The sequence below is a fragment of the Nonomuraea sp. NPDC050451 genome (genome assembly GCF_044458585.1).
This window is the reverse complement of the sequence record NZ_JBITHZ010000002.1, coordinates 916029-942166: the sequence shown is the minus strand read 5'-3', so window position 1 is coordinate 942166 and position 26138 is coordinate 916029. Positions and strand designations below refer to the sequence as shown.

Below are 26138 nucleotides of genomic sequence, written 5' to 3'. Positions count from 1 at the left end.
CCTGAGGCGGGCCGAATGCTAGGTTTCGCAGTCATGGAGATCAGGACTATCCACGCCAACGGAGTGGAGTTCGCGTATCTGTCGTTGGGTGAGGGGCCGCTGGCGCTGTGCCTGCACGGCTTCCCCGACTCCGCGCACACCTGGCGGCACCTGATGCCCGCGCTGGCCCAGCGCGGCTACCGCGCGGTCGCGCCGTTCATGCGGGGGTACGCGCCCACCGAGGTGCCCGCCGACGGCGCGTACGAGGACGCCGCGCTGGTCGCCGACATCCGCGCGCTGCACGAGGAACTCGGGGGCGACGAGGACGCGGTCGTCATCGGGCACGACTGGGGCGCCTTCCCCGTGTACCACCTGGCAGGACGTTTCCGGCGCGCCGTCACGCTCGCGGTGCCGCCGCCCGGCTCGCTCGGAGCCGGGTTCCTGGAGTACGAGCAGCTCAAGCGGTCGTTCTACGTCTTCCTCTTCCAGACGGCCGTGGGCGAGGTGGCCGCCGCGAGCCCCGGCTTCCTCGAGAACCTCTGGCGCGACTGGTCGCCCGGCTACGACGCGCGCGAGGACCTGGAGTTCGTACGGCGCAGCATCGGCGAGCCCGCCAACCTGAGCGCGGCCCTCGGCTACTACCGGGCCATGCTCGGCACCACGCCTCCCTCCGGCCGCTACCCGGCCCTGGAAGGCGGGATCACCGCCCCCGTCCTGTACCTGCACGGCGCCCAGGACGGATGCCTGAGCGCCGAGCTGGCCAAGAACGCGATGAGCCACCTGCCCCCGGGGTCGCGGGCCGAGCTGGTGGCGGGCGCCGGGCACTTCCTTCACCTGGAGCGCCCGGCCGAGGTCAACCGGCTCGTTCTCGACTGGCTCGGCTCGCCGTCCACGGCCGAGATGACCCAGGTCCGCCCGCGGGGGTTCACCTCCTGACGCGGCCCGCCTCCTTCCTGAGGACCGCGATCACCGGATGCTGCCCCGAGAGGCTGACTCGGACCGCCTCCTCCAGCACGAACCCGCGCGGGACCCCGTCGTGCACCAGCGCCACGGCGAGCCCGTCGCCGGCCAGCACCCGCCGGACCTCCCGCCACAACGGGCCGAGGTCCCGAGCGAGCAGCCCGCGGGGCGGCACCTGACGCCCCCAGGGCGGGTTCACCAGCACCCGGTCCACGCTCCCGTCGGCGACCGGGATCCGCCCGCCGTCCGCCACGCCCCACCCGAACGCCGCCCCGCCTCCGCCTCCGACCCGCGCGTCGGCGGTCGCCCCGCCTCCGCTTCCGGCCCGCGCGTTGGCGGTCGCCGCGCGGAGGGCGGCCGGGTCGTGGTCGAAGCCCAGCAGACGCGCCCCCGAGGCCAGCGCGTGGGCCTCGATGAGCGTCGTGCCCGCGCCGCAGCACGGGTCGAGCACCGTCCCCGCCTCCCCGAGGCGGGCCAGCGCCGCCATGGCGGCGGCCACCGGCGGGTGCAGCGTGCCCCGGATCGAGTCCGTCTTGTACGCCCGCCGGTGCAGCGGCCGGTCCGCCAGCCGCAGCGCGATGAGCGCCCGGTCGCCCTCGATCGTGACCCGCCACGACATCGCGTCCCGCGGCGGCCGCGCCCCGTCCCTCCTGGAGTGGTACGGCAGCCGCAGCGGCCGCGCCAGCTCGGCCCCGACCGCGTCCTCGATCTCGAACCGGGTGTAGTTGCGCCGCCCGACGAACGACGCCGACACCTCCACCCCGCTGCCCGGACACCCCAGCCCTCCCGCATTCACGGAACGGGCCGCGAGGGCCAGCCGGCGCAGCGCGGAGCGGCCGTGGCCGATCCCGTCCACCACGGCGGCGGCGAGCAGCACGTCGTCCGCGGTCCGCAGGCCCAGCAGGTCGGCCCCCGGCGCGGCCTCGAACCACACCTCGCGATGGCGCACCCCGCGCACCACACCCAGCCGGGAACGTCTGATCTCCGTGGCCACCAGGGGCTCGATGCCATGCACCGCCCTGGCCACGGCAAAGGTATGCACGTGTCCTTCTCCCACGTCGCGACCCGGGACGGCGCTCGCTCAGCCGTCCCGCATCGCCGGCGGTGGGATCGTCCGCGACCCGCCGGCGGATCGCTACCGGAGGTGGAAGAAGAACGTCATGCGCGCCACCCTAGAGCCCGCCCGCCACGGGGAGCCACGGGTTTTCGCGAGGAGCGCCGTGGCCACAAGCACGGATTGACGTAAGTGGTTGCTTTCACAAAAGATGGCCTTATGAGCGTCCTTGACTTCGATCTGTCGGATCGCGACTTCTGGGCCAGGCCCATGAGCGAGCGCGAGGAGGCGTTCGAGCGGCTGCGCGCGCTGGAGACCCCCGCCTTCTTCCAGGAGATGGAGATCGACTTCGCGCCCAAGGGCCCCGGCTACCACGCCCTGGTCAAGCACGCCGACATCCTCGAGGCCAGCCGCAACCCCGAGGTCTTCTGCTCCGGCGACGGCGGCGCGACGAACATCCCCGACATGCCCGCCGAGTTCGCCGAGTACTTCGGCTCGATGATCAACATGGACGACCCGCGCCACGCCAGGCTGCGCAGGATCGTCTCACGCGCGTTCACGCCCAAGATGATCAAGCAGTTCGAGTCGGACGTGGAGGCGGCGGCCGTCGGCATCGTGGACGACCTGCTGGCGAAGGGGCCGGGCTGCGACTTCGTCACCGAGGTCGCCGCGCGCCTCCCTCTGAAGATCATCTGCGACATGATGGGCATCCCCGCGCGGGACTACCAGTTCGTCTTCGAGCACTCGAACGTCATCCTCGGCGGCTTCGACCCCGAATACGGCGGCGCCGACCTCGACCAGCTCGCCGAGCGCCTGCTCACCGCCGGCATGGAGCTCCAGCAGCTCGTGCAGGACCTCGCCGCCCAGCGCGCCGAGAACCCCACGGACGACCTGACGTCGTCCCTGGTCAACGCCAACATCGACGGCGAGCGGCTGACGATGCAGGAGCTGGGGTCGTTCTTCATCCTGCTGGTGGTGGCGGGCAACGAGACCACCAGGAACGCCATCTCGTACGGCCTGCGCCTGCTCACCAACAACCCCGACCAGCGCGCGCTCTGGCTGGAGGACATCGACGGGCACGCGCCCGGAGCCGTGGAGGAGATCGTCCGGCTGGCCTCCCCGGTGAACTTCATGCGCCGCAAGGTCACCAGGGACCACGAGATGAACGGGCACCTCTACCGCAAGGGCGAGAAGGCGGTCCTGTTCTACTGGTCGGCGAACAGGGACGAGAGCGTGTTCGCCGACCCGCACCGCTTCGACATCACCCGGCAGCCCAACCCGCACGTCGGCTTCGGCGGGCCCGGGCCCCACTTCTGCCTGGGCGCGCACCTGGCCAGGCGGGAGATCACGGTGATGTTCCGCGAGCTGCTGCGCCGCGTACCGCGCATCGAGGGCGGCCGGCCCGACCGGCTGCACTCCATGTTCATCAACGGGATCAAGCACATGGAGTGCGACTTCTGATCAGCCCTGGGCGCCGATCCTCAGCTGGTTCATGACCGTGCGGACGTCGGGCAGGAGCTGCTTGCTCTCCGCCGGGATCGACATGTAGACGATGGCCGGGAGGTTGCCGCCGGTGTTGACGGCCATCGTCACGATCGTGGCCCTCTCCGTGTCCGACGTCAGCGAGTACGCGATCAACCGTCCCGTGTTGTCGCCCACCTTGATCGGCTGCTGGGCGATCTTGCGGACCTTGTTGCCGGTGGGGAAGAAGCGCTTGCGCGCGTCCAGCACCACCTGCTTGATGACCGGCTCCAGGTTGTCCTTCTCGTAGTACGAGGCCAGCTTCTGCGGCAGCGGGCCCGACATGAGCTGCGCGCTCTTGTCCTGCGTGATCGGGACGAACTGGCGGGTGTCGTAGTTGTACGTCGCCTTGACAGTGGTGCGCGTGTCCAGCCGCCAGGTGCCGCCCAGGCGCGGGAGCGAGATCCCGGCGGCGGCGTCGGGCACCCTGCCGAGGACCGGGGCGGCCTTGCCCGGGTACTTCGGCAGCGCGCCGATCGAGGTCGAGGACCTCGTGGCGCTCGGCTTCTGCGAGGTCGTGGGCTTCTCGGCCACGGCGTTGGAGGCCGCCGGGTCGTCGCTGGCCAGCGGGCCGGCGAGGAACGCCCACAGCAGCGCCGCCACCAGCGCGATCGCCACGGAGCCGCCGAGCGCGTAGATCCAGATGGGCTTGCCCTGGCTCTCCTCCTCCAGGACGTCCTGGTCACCCATGGCCTGGTAGTTGTCGCCGAAGACGGTGTTCCAGAGCTCCTGCTGGCGCTCCGGCGGCGGTGTGCGGGAGCCGCTGATCTGACCTGCGGTCACGAACGGGCGGTCGGGGTCCGAGGGGTCGCGGCTCAGGTTCGAGCCGGGGCGCGGGGCGTCGGTGTCCTCGGCGGGGGGCGTGGCGCTGATGTTCGATGAGTCCATGTCGGGAGGGGAGGGGACGGCGCGGTCGTTGAGCAGGTTCTCCGTGTGCTGGGCGTACGTCATCGTCCGCTCTTCGGAGGGGTGCGGCTGTCGGGGCGGCGCGTGCGCGCCCTGCGGAAGGTCGTCGACCTGGTACATCGCCGTCGCCTGCTCCGGGGAGCCGGCCTTGTCCCGCTCCGCGGGGGGCCAGGGGGCGGGGGAGGAGAGGTTCGACCAGGAGTCGGCGGACGGGGGCGGCGGCTGCTCCCACGCCGGGATCGGGTCCGGCACCGGGCGGTCCTCGCCCCGCAAGCCGAACTCCGAGCCGCCCCGCGCCGGCGCGTCGGGCCAGGAGGTCGGCCCGGCGCTGTTCTGCTGAGGCCCGTCCTGCCACGAGGGGGGCGGCCCGCCCGGGAGCGGAAGATCGGGCGAGGTGGACCGCCCGCCCGGGAGCGGAAGGTCAGGCGAGGTGGACCGCCCGCCCTGCGGCGCGGCATCCGGCCAGGACGACGGCCCGCCCTGCGGTGCGGCACCCGGCCACGAGGACGGGCCGTTCTGCGGCGGGGAGTCGGACCAGGAGGAGGGTCCGTTCTGCGGCGAGGAGTCGGGCCAGGCGGTCGGCACGTTCTGCGGGGATGCTTCCGGCCAGGAGGTCGGTCCGGCGCTCTGCGGGGGCGAGTCAGGCCAGGAGGACGGGCCCGCCGCGCTCGGGGGCGGCACGTCCGGCCAGGAGGAAGCGCCGGCGGCGCCCTGCGGGGAGGGCTCGGGCCAGGAGGGGCCGGTGGCGTCGCGGGCCGGCGGGGCCGGCCAGGAGGGACCGGTGGCGCCCTGGGGCGGCAGGTCCGGCCACGACTGCGGGCCCGAAGCCTCGGGACGGGCGGGCTCGGGGCGCGAACGGCGCGGCGGCTCCGGCCAGGAGTCGTCCTTGCGCGGCGGCTCGGGCCACGCCGGATCCTGCTGAGCGGACCTCGGGGCCTCGGGCCAGGACATGGGGACCTCCGTTGCGGGGGAGCCGGGCGCGTCGCGGCGCGGTGCGTCTGGCCAGGACGGTGGCAGGTGTGGTCCGGAATTCTCCGTTGCCATTGCTGCCGGCCCTCCAGAAGATCTGTCCGGATAGCCCGTTATATCCGGATTTGACGTACCAGGCATGATCTCATGGGATTTTCCAGGAGATACAGGCGGTTCCGCAGCGAAACGAGCGAAGCCATGCGGATCCGTCGGCGGGTCCTGCATGGGCAGGCCTACCTCCGGTCGCTCGGGCTCAGCTGGGTACACCACGGTGACAAGGGTATTCATAGGGGACGAATGAGGTCACAACGGATACATCACCATCAGGTCTCGCTGGACCTGAAGGGTCCATTGTGCCTGCGGACCTCGATCGAGTATCTGCATTCAGCCGAAGACGTGCGCTAGGCTTGACACATGCGTTCCGCGACCCTGCTTCTTAGCGGGCCGCGACGGCCCTGAAGATTCTCGCCGTCGCGGCTACCCCTCGTTGTGTGCACGGGGGGTTTTCTTATGGGGTCCGAATCAATCCAGAAGGACAGTAGCCGTGAGTGAGTACGATCCGCAGGCGCTGCAGGCCAAGTGGCAGCAGCGATGGGAGGAGCAGGAACCCTACCGGGCGAGCGAAGACCCCGCCGACCCGCGCGAGCGGCGCTACATGCTCGACATGTTCCCCTACCCGTCCGGCGACCTGCACATGGGCCACGCCGAAGCCTTCGGGCTGGGCGACGTGGTCGCTCGTTACTGGTACCAGAAGGGTTACAACGTCCTGCACCCGATCGGGTGGGACTCCTTCGGCCTGCCGGCGGAGAACGCCGCGATCAAGCGGAACGCCCACCCGGCCGAGTGGACCTACGCCAACATCGAGACGCAGGTCACCTCGTTCAAGCGCTACGCGCTGTCCTTCGACTGGTCGCGCCGCCTGCACACCAGCGACCCCGACTACTACCGGTGGAACCAGTGGCTGTTCAACCGGTTCTTCGAGCGCGGACTGGCCTACCGCAAGGGCGGCCTGGTCAACTGGTGCCCCAACGACCAGACCGTGCTGGCCAATGAGCAGGTCGTGGCCGGCAAGTGCGAGCGCTGCGGCGCCGACGTCGTGCGCCGCGAGCTGACGCAGTGGTACTTCAAGATCACTGACTACGCGCAGCGCCTGCTGGACGACATGGACCAGCTGCAGGAGGGCTGGTCCGAGCGGCTGCTGACCATGCAGCGCAACTGGATCGGCCGCTCCGAGGGCGCCGACGTGCTGTTCGAGATCGAGGGCCGCGAGGAGCCGGTCCACGTCTACACCACGCGGCCCGACACGCTGTTCGGCGCCACGTTCTTCGTGGTCGCCGTGGACGCCAAGCTGGCCGACGAGATCGTCACCGACGAGCACCGCGCCGAGTTCGAGGCCTACCGCGCCGAGGTCGCCAAGCTGAGCGACATCGAGCGGCTGTCCACCGGCAAGGAGAAGACCGGCGTCTTCCTGGGCCGCTACGCGATCAACCCGGTCAACGGCGAGCGCATCCCGGTCTGGGCGGCCGACTACGTGCTGTCCGACTACGGCCACGGCGCCATCATGGCCGTGCCCGCCCACGACCAGCGCGACCTGGACTTCGCGCTGAAGTTCGAGCTGCCGGTGAAGGTCGTCGTGCACACCGGCCTGGCCGACCCGGGCGAGACCGGCGAGGCCACGCCGGGCGAGGGCACGCTGGTCAACTCCGGACCGCTGGACGGCCTGACCAAGGCCGAGGCCATCTCCAAGATCATCGAGGTCCTGGAGCGCGAGGGCAGGGGCACGGGCGCGGTCAACTACCGGCTGCGCGACTGGCTGCTGTCCCGCCAGCGGTTCTGGGGCACGCCGATCCCGATCATCCACTGCGGCGACTGCGGCGAGGTGCCCGTCCCCGACGAGCAGCTGCCGGTCACGCTGCCCGACATGCGCGGCGAGGCGCTGGCCCCCAAGGGGGTCTCCCCGCTGGCCAGCGCCACCGAGTGGGTCAACGTCGAGTGCCCCAAGTGCGGCGGCGCGGCCAAGCGCGACACCGACACGATGGACACGTTCGTCGACTCGTCGTGGTACTACCTGCGTTACTGCTCGCCCGGCTACACCGACGGCCCGTTCGACGTCGAGCAGGTGCGCAAGTGGGGCCCGATCGACCAGTACGTCGGCGGCATCGAGCATGCGGTCCTGCACCTGCTGTACTCGCGGTTCTTCACCAAGGTCCTGCACGACATGGGCATGGTCGACTTCACCGAGCCGTTCCGGCGCATGCTGAACCAGGGCCAGGTGATCAACGGCGGCAAGGCCATGTCGAAGTCGCTGGGCAACGGCGTCGACCTGGGCAAGCAGATCGACGACTTCGGCGTCGACGCCGTACGCCTGACCATGGTCTTCGCCGGGCCGCCCGAGGACGACATCGACTGGGCCGACGTCTCGCCGGCCGCGTCGCTGAAGTTCCTGGCCCGCGCGCTGCGCGTCATGTCCGAGGTGGACAGCGCGCCCGGCGTGGCCTTCGAGGGCGGCGACGTGGAGCTGCGCAAGGTCACCCACCGCACGATCGACGAGGTCACCAAGCTGATCGAGTCCTACCGCTTCAACGTCGCGGTGGCGCGCATGATGGAGCTGACCTCGGCCACGCGCAAGGCCATCGATTCCGGCCCCGGCACCGGTGACCCGGCGGTGCGCGAGGCCGCGGAGACGCTGGCGATCATGCTGTCGCTGGTGGCCCCGTACACCTCCGAGGAGGGCTGGGAGCGGCTGGGCCGCACGGGTGCCGTGGCCTTCGCCGGGTGGCCGGTGGCCGAGCCCGAGCTGCTGGTGCAGGAGTCGGTCACCTGCGTGGTGCAGGTGGCGGGCAAGGTGCGCGACCGGCTGGAGGTCTCGCCGGACATCACCGAGGACGAGCTGCGCCGGCTGGCGCTGGCCTCAGAGAAGGTCGCCCCCTACCTGACCAACTCGCCCCGCAAGGTGATCGTCCGGGCCCCCAAGCTGGTCAACATCGTCCCGTAACCGGGGTCATAGGTCGCGCAGGGCCGGCAGCAGCTCCTTCTCCGCCCAGTCGAAGAACGGCTGCTGCTGGTCGTGCCCGATCTGGACGAGCGCGACGTGGGTGTACCCGGCGTCGGCGAACTGCCTGACGCCCCGCACGACCGCGTCCACGTCGTTCCCGCACGGCACGCTCTGGGCCACGTCCTCGGGCCGTACGGTGCCGGTCGCGGCGGCGAAGTTCACCGGACCGGGCAGCTCGGCCATGACCTTCCAGCCACCGGCGGCCGCCCAGCGCCACAGGTGGTGTGCCCGCTGCCGGGCGGCCTCGGGATCGGTGTCGTACGCGATGGGCAGCTGCCCGTACACGGGCCTGCCCTGCCCGCCCGCGGCGTTGAACTGCCTGACCACGTCCGGCAGCGGCTCGTTGACCACGAGCACGTCGCCGTACTCGGCCGCGATCTCGGCGGACTGGCCGCCCGAGGCGGCGATGGCGAGCGGGACCGGCCGCTCCGGCAGGTCGTAGAGCTTGGCCGAGTCGACGTCGTAGAACTCGCCCTGGTACGTGACGTAGTCACCGCCGAACAGCAGCTTGATGATCTGGATCGCCTCGGCGAACATCCGGTGCCGGGTGTCGACGGGCGGCCAGCCCTCGCCGATGACGTGCTCGTTGAGGTTCTCGCCCGACCCGAGGCCCAGCGTGAACCTGCCCTCGCTCAGCACGCCCATGGTGGCCGCTTTCTGGGCCACCACGGCCGGGTGGTAGCGCATGATGGGGCAGGTCACGTACGTCATGAGCGGCAGGCGCCGGGTGACCTGGGCCGCCGCGCCGAGCACCGACCAGCAGTACGGCGAGTGCCCCATCTCCTCGATCCACGGGAAGTAGTGATCGGAGATGACCGCGTAGTCGAAGCCGATCCGCTCGGCCACCGCGGCGTAATCGACCAGCTCCCGCGCGGGGGTCTGTTCGGACATCAAGGTGTAGCCGATTTGTACCATATGGTGCCGCGTACCCGGGTTTGTCGGTCTTAGTCGGCGTCCTGGAGTTCATCGAGCACCAGCCCTATGCCGATGCCGAGCAGCCAGATGTCCTTGACCAGCCCGATGCCCTGCTCGGACGGGCGCAGGCTGCCCTCCTGCCGCATCCCCGGCGTCCGGAGATACAGGCCGAACAGCCCCGCCGCGAACCCGGTCAGAGCGGCCCCCGCCAGCAGCGACGGCACGAACGGCACGAGCAGCGCGGTTCCGAGCGCGATCTCGCTCCTGGAGAGCAGCTTGGTGAAGGCCACCGGGTCCATGTCACGCAGGAACGGGTAGGTGTTCGCGGCCATGCCGTGCAGGCCTGCGGCGGTCTGCTCGTCGGCGTGGACCTTGCTGAGCCCGGAGTTGAGGATGACCGCCGCGGCGGAGAGGCGGGGTGGGAGCTGGTGTGGGCGGGCGCAAAACTTCATAGGTCCCCCTCTTCCCGGCATTTCACGCACATCCCCTACTTGACAGTTCGCGGGACGTGGTGGGGCCGTTCGGGGGAGAATTCTTGGGCTGACCTTGGCATCTGGCATTAATGTGCACGTGTGACAAATGGCGCATACCTCAGATACCCGCATATCCACGGTGACATGGTCACCTTCGTCGCTGACGACGATGTCTGGCTGGCTCCCCTGTCCGGGGGCCGGGCGTGGCGGTTCACCGCCGACCGCGTGTCGGCGTCGCACCCGAGATTCTCGCCCGACGGCACGCGCATCGCGTGGACGAGCGGCAAGGAGGGCGCGCCGGAGGTGTTCGCGGCCGCGATCGACGGCCCCGAGGGCGAGCGGCTGACCTACTGGGGTAGCGCCACGACCGGCGTGCGCGGCTGGACGGGCGAGGGCGACGTACTGGCGATCACCGCGGCCGGGCAGAGCGAGCGGGGCCGGAACTGGGCGTACGCGGTGCCGCTCGACGGGAGCCCCGCCACGCGCCTGCCGTACGGGTGGGTCAGCGATGTGGCCGTCAGCGGCGCGCGGGTGGCCACCGTGTCGGCGATGTGGCGCGAGCCGTCGCAGTGGAAGCGGTACCGGGGCGGCACGGCCGGCAAGATCTGGGTCGACGCCCAGGGCGACGGGGAGTTCGTCCGCCTGTTTGGCGACAGCACCGCGCAGTACTGGGCGGTCAACTGGGTGGGGGACCGGCTCGTCTTCCTGGCCGACATCGACGGCGTCGGCAACGTCTATTCCGCCCTGCCCGACGGGTCTGACCTGCGGCGGCACAGCGATCACCAGGAGTTCTACGCCCGCCACGCCGCCGGTGACGGGGAGCGGATCATCTACAGCCACGCCGGCGATCTGTGGCTGCTGGAGAGCCTGGACGCGGAGCCGTACCGGCTGGACGTCACCCTGGGCGGGCCGCGGCCGGGGCGGGCCAAGCGCCCCGCGCCGCTGCGGGTCGGCGCGTTCTCGCCGGACGCGGGCGGGCGGGCCAGCGCCGTGGAGATCCGCGGCACCGCCCACTGGGTGACCCACCGCGACGGGCCCGCGGGCGTGCTGCGGGCGCAGCCAGGCGTCCGGGTACGGCTGCCGCGGGTGCTCGACGCGGACGGCCGGGCCGTCTGGGTGTCGGACGCCAGCGGCGAGGACGGGCTGGAGATCGGCACGCCGGGCGGCGAGATCAGGACGCTGGCCGCCGGGGAGCTCGGACGGGTGCTCGAACTGACGGTCTCGCCCGACGGCAAGCACGTGGCGGTCGCCACGCATGACGGGCGGCTGCTGGTCGTCGACGTCGAGTCCGGAAATATCCGGCAGCTCGACCGGACCACGCAGGGAGACGTCAGCGGGCTCACGTTCTCGCCCGACTCGGGATGGCTGGCCTGGGTGCACCCGCACCACGAGCCGCTGTCGCAGATCAAGATGGGGCGGGTCGACGGGACGTCGGTGATCGACGTGACGTCGATGCGGTTCTCCGACTTCGACCCGGTGTTCACCAAGGACGGGAAGCATCTGGCGTTCCTGTCGGTGCGGACCTTCGACCCGGTGTACGACGCGCACGTCTTCGACATGTCATTCCATGGCGGGTGCAAGCCGTACATCGTGCCCCTGCAGGCCACCACGCCGTCGCCGTTCGACCCCTCCCTGCAGGGTCGCGGGTTCAACGGCGAGGACGACAAACCCGCCAAGGACGACAAGAAGGACGACGACGCGCCGCGTACCGAGGTCGATCCCGACGGGCTCTCCTCGCGCGTGGTGCCGGTGCCGGTGCCCGCGGGCCGATACAGCAACCTGCGTACCGCCAAGGACGCCCTGCTCTGGCTGCGCCACCCCCTCGCAGGGCAGCTCGGCGACGGCACCGAGTCGGTCACCGAGGTCGTGCTCGAACGCTACGACCTCAAGAAGCGCGCCAAGGCCGAGCTGGGCAAGGAGGTGCGGTCGTTCGAGGTCAGCGGCGACGGCGGCCGGCTCGTCACCAACGGCAAGAACGGCCTGCAGACCCGCGCCGCCACCGAGGGTGACGAGGTGGTCTCCATCGACCTCGACCGGATCGCCGTGGAGATCGACCCGATCGCCGAGTGGCGGCAGGGCTTCCGCGAGGCCGGCCGCCTCATGCGCGACCACTTCTGGCGCGAGGACATGAACGGCGTCGACTGGCAGGGCGTGCTCGATCGCTACGAGCCTCTGGTGGAGCGCATCGGCGCCCACTCCGAGCTGATCGACCTGCTCTGGGAGACGCAGGGCGAGCTGGGCACCTCCCACGCGTACGCGAGCGCCAACGGCGCCGGCGTCGACCCGCGCCGCCGCCAGGGACTGCTGGGCGCTGACCTCGCCAGGGACGACGACGGCGTGTGGCGGGTCGTACGCATCCTGCCCGGCGAGTCCTCCGACCACGACGCGCGCTCCCCGCTGCTCGCGCCCGGGGTGGCCGTCCGTCCCGGCGACGCGATCGTCGCGGTGGGCGGGCGCCCCGTGGATCCGGTACGCGGTCCGCTGGCCCTCCTGGCGGGCACCGCCGGCCGGCCCACCGAGCTGACCGTACGGCCCGCCGCCGGTGGGGACACCCGCCGCGTCGTGGTCAGCCCGATCGCGGACGACACCCGGCTGCGCTACCACGACTGGGTGGAGAGCCGGCGCGCCCACGTCCGGGAGGCCTCCGGCGGCAGGCTCGGATACCTCCACGTGCCCGACATGGTGGCGACGGGGTGGGCGCAGTTCCACCGCGACCTGCGTACCGAGATGGCCTTCGACGGGCTGGTCGTGGACGTGCGCGAGAACGGCGGCGGGCACCTGTCGGAGCTCGTGCTGGAGAAGCTGTCCCGCAAGGTCACGGGGTGGGCGCGGGCACGCGGCTACGAGCCGATGCGCTACCCGGAGGACTCGCCCCGGGGGCCCATCGTGGCGATCACGGACGAGTTCGCGGGCTCGGACGGGGACATCGTCAGCGCCGGAATCAAGATCCGCGGCATCGGCCCACTGGTGGGGACGCGGACGTGGGGCGGGGTGATCGGCATCGACTCCCGGTACACGCTGGTGGACGGGACGCGGGTCACGCAGCCCCGGTACTCGTTCTGGCTCGAAGGGCAGGGCTGGGGCGTGGAGAACTACGGGGTTGAGCCGGACATCGAGGTGGTGATCACACCGCAGGACCGGGTGGCGGGGCGGGATCCGCAGCTCGAGAAGGCGATCGAGCTGGCGCTGGCCGCCCTCGAAGAACACCCACCCGCCACGCCTCCGGACCTCCCGCCGCTGCAGTAACCGGCCCACTCCCCTCCTCACCCACCGCCCCGACCGGCACCTGGCCGCCCGCCTCGCCGTCGGGGCCCCTGCCCACCCACCCATCCGCCACCCCGACCGGCACTTGGCCGCCCGCCTCGCCGCCGGGGCCACCCCCTGCGCCCTATGTCCATGCCGACTTGAGGCGTTCAGGTCACAGCCCTGCCCACCTTCCGGCGTCGGGCCGCACGTGCCGCCCTCCGGACTCATTGCGCCCGCACCTCCACCGCGCCGCGCACCTCCACCGCACCGCCCCACCGCACCTCGGCCGCCGGTGGCCGCCCCGCCTTGCAGCGCCGCCACGCCTCGCCGAGTCGCGCACCTCCGACGCCCAGCACCCCGAGCCGCTGGCCGCCCAGGCCGCTCCGCGCCGCCCTCGCCCAGTGTCCCTACCCCGCGCGACACGTGCCGCGCCACCGTGCGCCCCCTGCCCGCGCCGTCCCGCTGCCCTGCGCGACGCGTGCCGGGCCACCTCCGTGCGCCGCGCCCCCGGCGCCTGGGCGCCCTCCGTTGTCCGGTGTGTGGGCCCTGGCCGCGTGCTGTGGCAAGGGCCCGGCGTGGCGGGAGTGCCGTGGGGTCCCGCCACGCCCCCAGGGTCAGGGCACCTGGTTCAGGCGGTCGAGGATCTCGGCCAGGATCGCCTCCGTGGTGGCGAAGTTCAGGCGGACGTAGTGCTCCCCGCCAGGCCCGAAGACCGCGCCGTCGACCAGGCGCACCCTGGCCTCCCGCTCGTACACCTCCGCCATGCCCGGCCGCCCCACGTTCAGCCACGCCAGGTAGGTCGCCTCCGGAACCCGATAGCCCACGGATGCCGGCAGCCGGGAAGCGATCGTGTGGCGGTTGCGGTCCAGCAGGGCGCGGGTCGAGTCCAGCCAGGCGTCCCCGTGCCGCCACGCCGCCACCGTGGCCTCCACGCCGAAGAGGTTCGCCGAGCCGTACACGAAGGGTGGCTGCGCCTCCAGGGCCTTGCGGACGCCCGCGTGTCCCAGGTGGGCCACCGAGCAGCGGATGCCGCCCAGGTTGAAGGCCTTCGTGGCCGACGTGAGCGTGACGGTGCGTTCGGGGAGGATCGTGGCGAACGGGATGTGCCGGTGCGGCTCGAAGGTGAGGTCCGCGTGGATCTCGTCCGCGATGACCAGCAGGTCATGGCGTTCGACGTGGTCGGCCAGCTCCGTTAGCTCCTCGCGGGTGAACGAGCGGCCGGTCGGGTTGTGCGGGTTGACGAGCAGGAGCACCCGGCAGCCCGACAGGTCGGGCACCTCGAAGTGCCACGAGTCCCCGTCGGGCTCGAGCTGGATCGGATGAAGAGGCCGTTCCATGACCTTCAGCGTCTCCAGGAACGGATGGTAGGCCGGGGTGTGCACCGCGACCCCGTCGCCCGGCCGGGTCCAGACTTGGAGGAGGACCTGGAGGGCCTGGTTGAGGTCGTTGAACGAGCGCACGAGCGAGGGATCGGCCTGCCAGCCGTACCGGTTCGCCATGCGCTCGGCGAACGCCTCGGCCAGCGGCCCGGCTGAGGGCTGTTCGAGCCAGGTCGGGTAGCCCAGGTCTCCGGCGGCCCGCCGCCGCAGCGCCTCGACCACCTCGGGAGCAGTGGACAGGTCCATGTCGGCCACCCAGGCAGGGATGACGCCCGGTGCGACTTCTGACCACTTGATGCCGTCGTGGGATGTCTTGAGGTCTTCAGGGGTATATGCCTCATTCACGCGGTAATTCTAGGATTATCGATTGTGATGAGGTGGCGAGGCCGCTTATGGGAGGCTGGACGGCGATGATGTCTAACCCCAAGGTCGATGCCATTGTCGAGACCTACCTGTCGGTGGCCGACGCGGAGGCTCCCGGGCTCGTGGAGGGTCTCTATCTGGAGGGCTCGGCGGCGCTGGGCGACTACCGGCCCGGCGCGAGTGACGTGGACTTCGTCGCGGTGACGGCCTCGGATGCGCCGTTCGAGGTGGTGGAGCGCATTCATGCCCGGTTGGGCGCGTACCCGTTCGAGGGCTGCTACCTCACGTGGGACGACCTCAGCCGCGACCCCGCGGAGCTGGGGACGCGTCCCCGGGCGCACACGGGGAAGATCAACCCCCGGGGCGGCCTCAACCCGGTCACGTGGCACACTCTGGCCCAGAACGGCCTGACCTGCCGCGGCCCCAAGCCGGACGAGCTCGATATCTGGCACGATCCAGCCGCCCTCGCGGCCTGGACCGACGGGAACCTCGACCGATACTGGCGCCGCCTGGTGAGCAGGGCCTCCCACCTGGCCTCGCCCTGGGGGCTGGCCTGCCTCGGCGGCTACAACACGGTCTGGGTCGTCACTGGCGTCGCCCGGCTGCACTACACGCTGGCGACCGGCGAGATCACCTCCAAGTCTGGGGCCGGACAGTACGCGTTGGCGGTGTTCCCGGAGCGCTGGCACCGGGTGGTGAACGAGGCGCTGCGCCTGCGCGAGGAGGACGAGGCCGCGCTGCCGACGCTCTCCGGCGCGGTCAGCGGGCTGAGCGAGCACTTCGGCACCCCCCGGAAGTCTCTGTACGGCTCGCCGTTCGAACGACGTCGCGACGTGCTCGCCTTCGCCGACCAGGCGATCAAGGCCGCGCACGAGCTGTACACCGCCCGATAGAAGCCCCGGACCGGCTCGGCACAGCGGCTCGGGACGGTGCTGCACGCGGGCTGCAACTCGGGTCGCCGGGCATTGACGCCGTTCCGCCCCCGGGATACGAATACGCGCGAACGCCAATCACCGCACCGCTCCCATGCGCGGTGCGCTGTTAACGCTAACACCGCGGAGGGCCGCTGGATGCGCACATCCCGAAGCGTTCGCCGGGCACTCGTGGCCCTGCTCGCCGTCGTCGCGGCCGTCGCGCTCGCGCCGCCCGCCCACGCCGTCGGACCCGCGCCGCACTACCTGATGACCGCGTTCACCAACAGCAGTCAGTCGAACATGTACGTCTACGACTCGGCGAACGCCACCAACTACCACCTCATCAGGGCGAACGCCTACACGCCGCCGTCCGGCCTAATCCGCGACCCGAGCGTGATGCGGCACACCGACGGCTACTACTACCTCGTTCACACCACGAACTGGACCGGCGACACCATCGGCTTCGCCCGCAGCGCCGACGCCGTGTCCTGGACGTTCCTGCGTAACGTCACCGTCGGGCTGAACGGCGCCACCGGCAGCACCTGGGCGCCGGAGTGGTTCAAGGACTCCGACGGCAGCGTGCACGTGATCTTCTCGGCGTCCACGACGGGCACGGCGGGGCAGTTCAGGCCGTACCGGATCACCGCCACCAACAGCGCGCTGTCGTCGTGGAGCGCCCCGGTGCCGCTGGGCATCCCGGCGAACTACATCGACAGCTTCGTCGTCAAGGCCGGCTCCACGTACCACAATTTCCTGAAAAACGAGACGACCAAGTACATCGAGCACGCCACCGCGACCTCGCTCACCGGGCCGTGGACGTTCACCGGCACCGGGAACTGGGCGGGCTGGGGCTCCGGCCTGGAGGGCCCGGCGCTGACGCGGCTGCCCGACGGCAGGTGGCGGATCTACTTCGACAACTACACGGGCGGGCGCTACTACTACGCCGACAGCTCGAACCTGGCGTCGTTCGGGGCCAAGGTGGAACTGCCCGGCCTGTCCGGGACGGCCAGGCACTTCACCGTGCTGCGCGAGGACTCCGGCGACGCGACCGCCGTGCCCACCGGCAACCGGTCCCTGCGCTCGGCCAACTTCCCCGACCGGTACGTACGCCACCGCGACCAGCTCGCCTACGTCGACCCGCTGTCCACCTCCAGTTCGCTGGCCGACCGCCAGTCCGCCACCTTCACCGTCACCGCCGGGCTCGCCCACTCCGGCTGCTACTCGTTCCAGTCGGCCGGACAGCCCGGCTACTACCTGCGGCACTACAACCTGAGGCTGACCCTGCAGCGCGACGACGGCTCGGCGATCTTCCGGAGTGACGCCACGTTCTGCGGGCGGGCGGGGCTGGCGGGCGGCGGGACCACCTCGTTCGAGTCGTACAACCTGCCGGGCCGCTACCTGCGCCACTACAACTACGAGATGCGGCTGGACCTGCGGGAGTCGACGTCGGTGTTCGCCTCCGACGCCTCGTTCACGGTCACGTCACCGCTGGCCTGAGCCTGGAACGGGAGGACGAGCCATGCCCGCGAGATCCGCCGCGATCGCCGTGGTTACGCTGCTCATCGTGATCGCCGACCTGCTGTCCCCTGGCCCCGCGCACGCTTCGCCCGCCGTGCAGTACACCAACCCGCTGGCCGCCCAGCGCGCCGACCCGCACATCTTCCGCCACACCGACGGCTACTACTACTTCACCGCCACCGTCCCCGAGTACGACCGCATCGTGCTGCGCCGCGCCACCACCATCCAGGGGCTGGCGAGCGCGCCGGAGACCGTCATCTGGCGCAAGCACGCCACCGGCGAGATGGGCGCGCACATCTGGGCGCCGGAGATCCACTTCATCAACGGCAAGTGGTACGTGTACTTCGCGGCCGGGCGCGCCGACGACGTCTGGCGGATCCGCATGTACGTGCTGGAGAGCTCCGCCGCCAACCCGCTGACCGGCTCCTGGGCCGAACGCGGCCACATCGCCACGCCCTGGGACACCTTCTCCCTGGACGCCACCACGTTCGTCGCGAACGGCGTGCGCTACCTGCTGTGGGCGCAGCAGGAACCGGGCATCGCCACCAACTCCAACCTGTACATCGCGCGCATGGGCGCCAACCCCTGGACGATCACCGGCGCCACGACCCGGCTGACCGTGCCGACGCTGGCCTGGGAGACGCGCGGCTACAAGGTGGCCGAGGGCCCTTCGGTGCTGCAGCGCAACGGGCGGCTCTTCCTCACGTACTCCGCCAGCGCCACCGACGCCAACTACTGCCTCGGCCTGCTGACCGCCTCCGCCTCGGCCGACCCGCTGCAGGCGTCCTCGTGGACCAAGAGCCAGAGCCCGGTCTTCGCCAGCAGCGCCGCGACCGGCCAGTACGGGCCGGGCCACAACTCCTTCACGACCTCCGAGGACGGGCAGAGCGACCTCCTCGTCTACCACGACCGGAACTACCGCGACATCTCAGGCGACCCGCTGAACGACCCGAACCGGCGTACCCGGGTGCAGAAGGTGTACTGGCGGGCGGACGGGACCCCGGACTTCGGCATCCCGGTTCTCGACGGGGCGACGCCGGCGCGGCTGACGTCGTACGACACGCCGGGGCAGGCGCTGCGGCACTGGGACTACCGGGTGAGGCTGGAGGCCAACGTCTCGCCGCTGGCCGACTCCCAGTTCCGGCTGGTCACGGGGTTGTCGGGGGCAGGGACGGTCTCGCTCGAGTCGACCAACTTCCCTGGGTACTACCTGCGGCATCGGAACTTCGAGGCGTGGGTGGAACGGCGGGACGGGACGAGCCTTTTCGACGCGGACGCCAGCTTCGTCCGGCGGACTGGGCTGTCGGGTTCCGGGACGGTCTCGCTGGAGTCGGTGAACTTCCCCGGCTATTTCGTGCGACATCGGGCCGGGTTGGCGTGGGTCGAGCAGAACGACGGGTCGAGCGCCTTCAAGGGCAGTGCGAGCTTCGTGCTGGAGTGAGCCGGCTTCCTGTACTCGCACGAGAGGCTGCTCCAACGGCCTTTCGGCGTGGTGTGTCCTCGTCGGGTGTTGCTGGAAGCGGGTGCGGGTGGCTTGTGACCGCCCGGGCTTCTTCGTCAGGCGGTCATGGAGGTGGCGTCTCCCGAGCCCTGCGGGTGCGGCGAAGGTGGGGGGCGACGCGGTACCGAGACCGAGTTCGGTCGCCAATGTCGGTAACGATGGCCGATGGCCAGGTGACGGAAGGCGCGACGTCGAGACCAGGTGTGGTGCCAGCATTGGCGACCAACGTCCGGCGGCCAGGTGGCGATACGGTGGGGTGCCGAGGCCGATAGCCAGGTTGGGTGGCCGTGACGTGCCACGATCGACGGCATAGGCCTACCTGGCGACCTCCGGACGGCTTGGTTCCGGCGGCTATGGCGTTCCCCGCTGGGTCGATCGGTGACGGGCCTTCGGCCCTGGGGCGAGGTGGAACCGTACGTACGTAGCCCATGCAGAGGCGTGTTTCGGCGCGCGCCGGAACGCGGCGCGAGCGGTATGACGCGCGCCCGAGACCCTTTCGAGCCCTGACCGCTGCTAGAGCCGGCGCAGGACCGCCACGACCTTGCCCAGGACGCTGGCCTCGTCGCCGGGGATGGGCTCGTAGTTGGGGTTGTGGGGGACGAGCCAGACATGGCCGTCCTTGCGCTTGAAGGTCTTGACGGTGGCCTCGCCCTCGATCATGGCGGCCACGATGTCGCCGCTCTCCGCCACCGGCTGCTGGCGGACGACCACCCAGTCGCCGTCGGCGATGGCGGCCTCGATCATCGAGTCACCGGTGACCTGCAGGAGGAACAGCGTGCCCTCGCCGACGAGCTGCTTGGGCAGCGCGAAGACGTCTTCCACGCTCTCCTCGGCCAGGATCGGACCACCGGCGGCGATGCGGCCGACGAGCGGGACATAGGCCGCCGTCGGGCGGTTGATCGTGGGCTCTTCGTCAGTCGCGTCAGGGTCCACCCACAGCACGGGCTCGCCCGGGAGGCGCACTTCGAGCGCGCGCGGCCGGTGCGGGTCGCGACGCAGGTAACCCTTGCGCTGAAGCGCCGTCAACTGGTGCGACACGCTCGACGTGCTGGTCAGCTGCACCGCCTCGCCGATCTCGCGCATGGAGGGCGGATAGCCGCGCTGCTGCACCGAGTCACGAATGACTTCAAGGATCTTGCGCTGCCTGGGCGTAAGGCCCAGAGAGTCGCGCCGGCGCACCGCGAGGTCGCTGACCCCGTTTGCGCCATCCTGCTCGCTCATGCTCTTCCTCCTCGCCTGGCGGCCCGCCTCACCGGCGCACCTCCCGGTCTGTGGTCCCAATGTCGCACACAGCGACCGTATCGCTGTTGAAGATCATCTTCAAACAATTGTTCGAGTCTTCCTCGAAATTGTCGCCAGCGTGGTGTACAACATCGTACGGGAGTTCGATCGACACCGTGTTCGATTTGCTGATCTTTATTTGGCCTTTTCCTCGGGCCGCACGGCAGGAGGTCAACCATGCGAACGCCCACAAATACCGACACGACCAGCCAAGACGCCAAACGACTCACACTCATCGCCGACGCAACGCAGGCTAACGATCGACGGGGAGACAATACGCGGACTGAGGCCGGTTCCCGCGGGAATTCGGGGAAGAGGTTGGGGCCCCGCACGACTCATGGTGGAAGGCCCCATTTGCGATTGGTGCCGCCGCCGCGTCCGGGCGCCGACACGGACGCCACCGTACCGCCGGGCAGGGGAGGAGCCCGTGCGGACGAGGGCGACGAGACAGTGGCCGGCCGGAGATCCGGCGCGGACAGAGGCCAGGGGCGCTCGGGCGGGGGCGCCGACGCTGGGCAGGGGACGAGGGTGAACGATCGGGGCGCACGCGCCCCTGCGGGCGCCGCGCGGTCGCGTGCGCGCGGCCCAGGAGGGTCTGGAACGAAAGGAGCAGGGGGCGGCATCGCGGGCGCTGGTCCGCGGGGCGGCATCCAGGCCGCCGAGCAAGACGCACGCGGCACTCGACGCTCCGCGCAGGTCGCGGAGGAAGACATACGCGGTACTCGACGCCCCGCGCAGGTCGCGGGGGAAGACGCGCGCAGTGCGCGGGACCCTGCCCGGGGGGCTGGAGGAGAGGTTCTCGGTCCCGGGGGTGGTGTCCGGGGCTCCGGGGAAGGCGTTCGCGGTGTCCGGGGCCTGGCCCGGAGCACTGGGGAAGGCGTTCGCGGTCCCCGGGGTCCCGCCCGGAGGGCTGTGGGAAAGGTCCGTGGTTCCGGGGGTGGTGTCCGGAACGCCGTCGGAAGGCTCCTCGGCTCTAGGAAGGGTGCCCGGAGCGCTGAGGGAAGGGTCTTCGGTCCCAGGGGTGATGACCGAAGTGCTGGAAAGGGCGCTCGCGGCGTTCGGCGTGCCGCCCAGGCCGCTGGGGAAGGCGTTCGCGGTCCCCTGGATGGTTCTCGGGTCGCTGGGGGAGATGTTCGCGGTCCCTTGGGTGGTTCTCCGGGTGCTGGGGAAGGCAATCGGGGTTCCAAGGATGGTGTCCGGAGTCCCCGGGGAGATGCTCGCGGTGCTCGGGGTCCCGCGCAGGTTGCGCGGGGAGACACTCGGGGTTCCGTGGGCGCTGGGGGAGGTGTTCGCGGTGTCCGGGGTGGTGGTGTCCAGGGTGTCGGGAGGGGCGTTCGGGGCGCAGCCATAGGTGCTCGCGGGGGTGACCGGGCTGCGCGGGGAGGCGTCGTCCGGGGTGGCCGCTCTCGGCGTGGTGCAGGGCACTGGGGATCCCGGCGGTGGGGGCGCCGGGTGGCGAGGTGGCGCGAGCGGAGGGCGTTGGCGCGGGTGCGTCGGCGGTCTGCTCCGCCGCTGCGGCTGACCCGGCGCGGGCGGGTCGTGCTGGTGGCCGCCATGGCGTTGCTGTCGCTCGGCGGGTTCTGGCTCGGTACGCGTGCGGTGGGGCAGGCGGCGGTGCAGGTCGTCGTGACCAGCCATGCGGGGTTGCCGTGGGTGGAGGTGCGCGAGGGCGACACGCTCTGGGCCATCGGGGAGGCGCTCTCTCAGGGGGACGATCCCGGCCCTGTGGTGCAGGAGATCAAGCGCTTGAACGGCCTGTCCGACTCCCTCATTCGCCCCGGCACCCGCCTGTACGTCCCCAGCAACACCGCCGCCTTACGCTGACCGCCCGGACCGCGAGCCCGCCTGGGCTGTGAGCTTGCTCGGCCAGCGACCCCGCATGGCCAGCGAGTCCGCTTGGCCCGCCGGCCTATTCGGGCTGCCAGCCTGCTCGGCCCGCGTCTGCGCTCGGCCCGCGTCTGCGCTCGGCCCGCGTCTGCGCTCGGCCCGCGTCTGCGCTCGGCCCGCGTCTGCGCTCGGCCCGTGAGTGCGCTTGGGCTGCCGGTCCGCTTGGGCTGTCAGTCAGCCTGGTCCGCCGTCCGCCCGGGAGTGCGTCCGGGTTGTGAGTCCGTTCGGGTCGCCAGGACGCTCGGACCGCGCCAGTCCATTTGGGTGCCAGGCCGCTCGGCTCGTGAGCGTGCCGGGGTCGCGGGTCCGCTCGACCCGCGAGTCCCCCGGGCTGTGAGTTCGTTCCGCCGCCGAGTTCGCCTGGGGCTGTGAGTTTGCTCCGCCGGCGAGTCCGCCCAGGGGCTGTGAGTTCGCTCCGTCGGCGAGTTCGCCCGGGGTGTGAGGTCGCTCCGCTGGCGAGGCCGCTCGGGCGGCCGTAGGGGGAGGTGTGGGGTTGGGTATCGTTGTGAGGTTTGTTCACGAATGGGTGTGTAAGTAGCTCATGTGACGCCTCCAGCAGCACAAAGATCACCTCGACGAGCGACACGCCGGAGTCCCGGTGGTGTCGGCGGGCTGATCAGCGACTTCGGTTCGATGGGCTTGCTCAACTTGCGTTCATGGTCGCGCGCTTCTACGGTTGGACCACAACATCTAGTAGTTACACCGATGTAGTTCACCACACCTTGTGTTTTATGTACCGCTCCACGGCCAGCCGTGGGGCGTGCGCGAGCGTCCCGTGACGGCGGTTCCGCGGCGTGTGGTGGCCGCAGGTCTAGGAGGCGAAAAGCGTGCACTGTCCGTTCTGTCGCCACCCTGACACGAGGGTCATCGACAGCCGCTCCACGGATGACGGCGCGGCCATCAGGCGACGCCGCACCTGTCCCGAGTGCGGGCGCAGGTTCACCACGCAGGAGACCGTACTGCTGATGGTGAGCAAGCGCAGCGGAGTGACGGAGCCGTTCTCGAGGGACAAGGTCGTCGCGGGCGTGCGGCGGGCGTGTCAGGGCAGACCGGTGGGCGAGGATTCGCTGGCGCAGCTCGGGCAACGGGTGGAGGAGGCCATCAGGGCCAAGGGTGCGGCCGAGATCCCCTCCAACGAGGTGGGGCTGGCCATCCTGGGCCCGTTGCGGGACCTCGACGAGGTGGCCTACCTGCGGTTCGCATCGGTATATCGCGGTTTCGAGAGCCTGGCGGACTTCGAGGCCGAGATCTCACAGTTGAAGGCGGAGAAGGGGGAGTCATGACGGAGACGGCCAGCGGTTCAGTCGCGCGCGGGGGTAAGCGTCCGCGTAAGGGACTGAAGATGAAGCGGATCTTCACCAAGCCGGGCGTGCACCCGTATGACGAGATCCAGTGGGAGCGCCGTGACGTCGTCATGACGAACTGGCGCGACGGCTCGGTCAATTTTGAACAGCGGGGCGTCGAGTTTCCCGAGTTCTGGTCGGTCAACGCGGCCAACATCGTGACGACCAAGTACTTCCGCGGCGCCGTGGGCACGCCGCAGCGCGAGTGGAGCCTGAAGCAGCTGATCGACCGGGTCGTCGGCGTCTACACCCGCACCGGGATCGAGCACGGCTACTTCGCCAGTGACGAGGACGCCGAGATCTTCGATCACGAGCTCAAGCACGCGCTGGCGCACCAGGTGTTCGCGTTCAACTCGCCGGTCTGGTTCAACGTGGGCACCAAGTCGCCCCAGCAGGTGAGCGCCTGTTTCATCCTCTCGGTGGACGACCAGATGGAGTCGATCCTCGAGTGGTACAAGGAAGAGGGCGTGATCTTCAAGGGCGGCTCGGGCTCGGGTGTCAACCTGTCCCGCATCCGCTCCTCGAAGGAGCTGCTGTCGAGCGGCGGCACGGCCAGCGGCCCGGTGAGCTTCATGCGCGGCGCCGACGCGTCCGCGGGGACGATCAAGTCCGGCGGCGCCACCCGCCGGGCGGCCAAGATGGTCGTGCTCGACGTCGACCACCCCGACATCGAGGAGTTCATCGAGACCAAGGCGCGCGAAGAGGACAAGGTCCGCGCGCTGCGTGACGCCGGTTTCGACATGGACCTGGGCGGCAAGGACATCGTCTCCGTCCAGTACCAGAACGCCAACAACTCCGTGCGCGTCTCCGACGAGTTCATGCGCGCGGTGGACAAGGGCGAGAAGTTCGGCCTGCGCGCCCGCCTGACCGGCGAGGTCATCGAGACGGTCGACGCCCGGGAGCTGTTCCGCAAGATGGCCAAGGCCGCCTGGGAGTGCGCCGACCCGGGTGTGCAGTACGACGACACGATCAACGACTGGCACACCACCCCCGAGACGGGGCGGATCACGGCCAGCAACCCGTGCTCCGAGTACGTCCACCTGGACAACTCCTCCTGCAACCTCGCCAGCATCAACCTGCTGAAGTTCCTGAAGGATGACAACACCTTCGACGTCCCCAACTTCGTCAAGCTGACCGAGCTGATCATCACCGCGATGGACATCTCGATCACGTTCGCGGACTTCCCGACCGAGAAGATCGGCGAGACCTCGCGGGCGTACCGCCAGCTCGGCATCGGCTATGCCAACCTCGGCGCGCTGCTCATGGCGACGGGCCACGCCTACGACTCCGACGGCGGCCGCGCCGTGGCGGGGGCGATCACGTCGCTGATGACCGGCGTGTCCTACCGCCGCAGCGCCGAGCTGGCCGCGGTGGTCGGCCCGTACGACGGATACGCCAGGAACGCGGAGCCGCACAAGCGCGTCATGCGCAAGCACGCGGCGGCCAACGACGACCTGCGCACCGTCGGCTCCATGGACGCGAAGATCCACTCCGAGGCGTCCCGCCAGTGGTCGGAGTGCCTCAAGCTCGGCGAGAAGAACGGCTACCGCAACGCCCAGGCAAGCCTGCTGGCCCCCACGGGCACCATCGGCCTGATGATGGACTGCGACACCACCGGCATCGAGCCGGACCTGGCACTGGTCAAGTTCAAGAAGCTCGTCGGCGGCGGGTCCATGCAGATCGTCAACCAGACGATCCCGCGGGCGCTCAAGCAGCTCGGCTACCAGCAGGAGCAGATCGAGGCCATCGTCGAGTACATCGGCGAGCACAGCCACGTCGTCGACGCGCCCGGCCTGCGCCAGGAGCACTACGAGGTGTTCGACTGCGCGATGGGCGAGCGGGCGATCGCGCCGATGGGCCACGTGCGCATGATGGCGGCCACCCAGCCGTTCCTGTCGGGGGCCATCTCCAAGACGGTCAACCTGCCCGAGTCGGCCACGATCGACGACATCGAGCAGGTCTACCAGGAGGGCTGGAAGCTGGGGCTCAAGGCCCTGGCCGTCTACCGCGACAACTGCAAGGTCGGCCAGCCGCTGTCCGCCGGCAACGGCGCCAAGAAGGAAGAGGCCGCCAAGGAGGAGCCCGAGGTCAAGGTCATCGAGGTCAACCGGCCGACCCGGCGGCGCATGCCCAACCAGCGGCCGAGCATGACCACCCGCTTCACGGTGGGCGGTGCCAAGGGCTACATGACCGCCTCGTCCTATCCTGACGACGGGCTCGGCGAGGTCTTCCTCAAGATGTCCAAGCAGGGCTCGACGCTGGCGGGCGTCATGGACGCCTTCTCCGTCGCGATCTCCATCGGCCTGCAGTACGGCGTGCCGCTCGAGACGTACATGAGCAAGTTCGTCAACATGCGGTTCGAGCCGGCCGGGATGACGGACGACCCGGACATCCGGATGGCGACGTCGGTGATGGACTACATCTTCCGCCGCCTGGCCCTCGACCACCTCCCCTACGACGAGCGGGCGGCCCTGGGCATCTTCTCGGCGGCCGAGCGCGCCGCGCAGCAGCGCGGTGAGGACCCGGCGGCGCTGCAGGAGACGGTGGACCGCGAGGCGCTGGCCCAGTCGGCGCCCATCGAGGAGAAGCCGAAGGTGGAGGCCACCGAGCAGTCGCCGGTGGTCAAGGAGCTGACGCTGGAAAGCCACCAGCGCTTCACGGCCGACGCGCCGCTCTGCATGACCTGCGGCACCAAGATGCGGCCGGCCGGGAGCTGCTACGTCTGTGAGGGCTGCGGCTCCACCAGCGGCTGCAGCTAGTCACGAGATCGATTGACGGGGCGGAGGCGAGCGGATACGGCTCGCCTCCGCCCCGTCGTCTCAGCGGGGCGCCGGATGTGGACGCGGTCCGTCGTCTCGGCGGGGCGCTGGGGTG

Annotated in this window: 17 protein-coding genes; 11 read left to right on the top strand and 6 right to left on the bottom strand. The window is 70.5% G+C overall.

The window, feature by feature from the left end:
- Positions 1-33: 33 nt before the first annotated feature.
- Complete coding sequence (locus tag ACIBI9_RS10335) at positions 34-915, top strand: alpha/beta fold hydrolase (protein ID WP_397221643.1); 882 nt, start codon at positions 34-36, stop codon at positions 913-915.
- Here ACIBI9_RS10335 and ACIBI9_RS10330 read toward each other — a convergent pair.
- Positions 905-1981, bottom strand: coding sequence for an RNA methyltransferase (locus ACIBI9_RS10330; RefSeq protein ID WP_397221642.1), 1077 nt, complete (start codon positions 1979-1981; stop codon positions 905-907). The genes ACIBI9_RS10335 and ACIBI9_RS10330 overlap by 11 nt on opposite strands.
- Before the next feature lie 231 nt (positions 1982-2212).
- Between ACIBI9_RS10330 and ACIBI9_RS10325 the strand changes: the two genes are divergently transcribed.
- Complete coding sequence (locus tag ACIBI9_RS10325) at positions 2213-3454, top strand: cytochrome P450 (protein ID WP_397221641.1); 1242 nt, start codon at positions 2213-2215, stop codon at positions 3452-3454.
- Here the strand turns inward: ACIBI9_RS10325 and ACIBI9_RS10320 are convergent, their stop codons facing one another.
- Positions 3455-5371, bottom strand: coding sequence for a hypothetical protein (locus tag ACIBI9_RS10320; protein WP_397221640.1), 1917 nt, complete (start codon positions 5369-5371; stop codon positions 3455-3457). It abuts the gene before it with no gap.
- 562 nt (positions 5372-5933) lie between these two features.
- On the opposite strand from ACIBI9_RS10320, the gene leuS reads away from it, so the two are divergent.
- Complete coding sequence (gene leuS, locus ACIBI9_RS10315; protein ID WP_397221639.1) at positions 5934-8384, top strand: leucine--tRNA ligase; 2451 nt, start codon at positions 5934-5936, stop codon at positions 8382-8384.
- 6 nt (positions 8385-8390) lie between these two features.
- Here the strand turns inward: leuS and ACIBI9_RS10310 are convergent, their stop codons facing one another.
- Positions 8391-9359 carry a TIGR03557 family F420-dependent LLM class oxidoreductase gene (locus tag ACIBI9_RS10310; RefSeq protein ID WP_397221638.1) on the bottom strand — a complete coding sequence of 323 codons (969 nt, stop codon included), beginning with the start codon at positions 9357-9359 and terminating at the stop codon, positions 8391-8393.
- Between the two features lie 29 nt (positions 9360-9388).
- Positions 9389-9811: a hypothetical protein gene (locus ACIBI9_RS10305; RefSeq protein WP_397221637.1), complete on the bottom strand. Its 423-nt coding sequence runs from the start codon at positions 9809-9811 to the stop codon at positions 9389-9391.
- A 165-nt stretch (positions 9812-9976) separates the two neighbouring features.
- Between ACIBI9_RS10305 and ACIBI9_RS10300 the strand changes: the two genes are divergently transcribed.
- Positions 9977-13078 carry a PDZ domain-containing protein gene (locus ACIBI9_RS10300; protein ID WP_397221636.1) on the top strand — a complete coding sequence of 1034 codons (3102 nt, stop codon included), beginning with the start codon at positions 9977-9979 and terminating at the stop codon, positions 13076-13078.
- A 614-nt stretch (positions 13079-13692) separates the two neighbouring features.
- On the opposite strand, the gene ACIBI9_RS10295 is transcribed toward ACIBI9_RS10300, so the two are convergent.
- Entirely contained in the window at positions 13693-14802 is a 1110-nt protein-coding gene (locus ACIBI9_RS10295; RefSeq protein WP_397221635.1) for a MalY/PatB family protein, read from the bottom strand.
- 65 nt (positions 14803-14867) lie between these two features.
- Here ACIBI9_RS10295 and ACIBI9_RS10290 point away from each other — a divergent pair, with 65 nt between their 5' ends.
- The 3 genes from ACIBI9_RS10290 to ACIBI9_RS10280 all read left to right on the top strand — a co-directional run bounded on the left by ACIBI9_RS10290 (position 14868) and on the right by ACIBI9_RS10280 (position 18693).
- The gene (locus tag ACIBI9_RS10290) at positions 14868-15713 is read left to right on the top strand and encodes an aminoglycoside adenylyltransferase domain-containing protein (RefSeq protein WP_397221634.1); all 846 of its coding nucleotides are present in this window, start codon (positions 14868-14870) and stop codon (positions 15711-15713) included.
- Between the two features lie 177 nt (positions 15714-15890).
- Complete coding sequence (locus ACIBI9_RS10285) at positions 15891-17231, top strand: glycoside hydrolase family 43 protein (protein ID WP_397221633.1); 1341 nt, start codon at positions 15891-15893, stop codon at positions 17229-17231.
- Between the two features lie 22 nt (positions 17232-17253).
- A complete protein-coding gene (locus ACIBI9_RS10280) occupies positions 17254-18693 on the top strand; it encodes a family 43 glycosylhydrolase (protein ID WP_397221632.1) in 1440 nt (479 codons plus the stop codon).
- 573 nt (positions 18694-19266) lie between these two features.
- On the opposite strand, the gene lexA is transcribed toward ACIBI9_RS10280, so the two are convergent.
- On the bottom strand, positions 19267-19974 hold the full coding sequence (gene lexA / locus ACIBI9_RS10275; RefSeq protein ID WP_397221630.1) for a transcriptional repressor LexA: 708 nt from the start codon (positions 19972-19974) through the stop codon (positions 19267-19269).
- Between the two features lie 1084 nt (positions 19975-21058).
- Here lexA and ACIBI9_RS10270 point away from each other — a divergent pair.
- From ACIBI9_RS10270 to ACIBI9_RS10255, 4 genes are all read left to right on the top strand, one after another.
- A complete protein-coding gene (locus ACIBI9_RS10270; protein ID WP_397221629.1) occupies positions 21059-21385 on the top strand; it encodes a hypothetical protein in 327 nt (108 codons plus the stop codon).
- 137 nt (positions 21386-21522) lie between these two features.
- Complete coding sequence (locus tag ACIBI9_RS10265; protein ID WP_397221628.1) at positions 21523-21858, top strand: LysM peptidoglycan-binding domain-containing protein; 336 nt, start codon at positions 21523-21525, stop codon at positions 21856-21858.
- 890 nt (positions 21859-22748) lie between these two features.
- Positions 22749-23204 carry a transcriptional regulator NrdR gene (nrdR, locus tag ACIBI9_RS10260; RefSeq protein WP_185078046.1) on the top strand — a complete coding sequence of 152 codons (456 nt, stop codon included), beginning with the start codon at positions 22749-22751 and terminating at the stop codon, positions 23202-23204.
- Positions 23201-26023: a vitamin B12-dependent ribonucleotide reductase gene (locus ACIBI9_RS10255; protein ID WP_397221627.1), complete on the top strand. Its 2823-nt coding sequence runs from the start codon at positions 23201-23203 to the stop codon at positions 26021-26023. Before nrdR ends, ACIBI9_RS10255 begins: the two co-directional genes overlap by 4 nt.
- Positions 26024-26138: the final 115 nt, after the last annotated feature.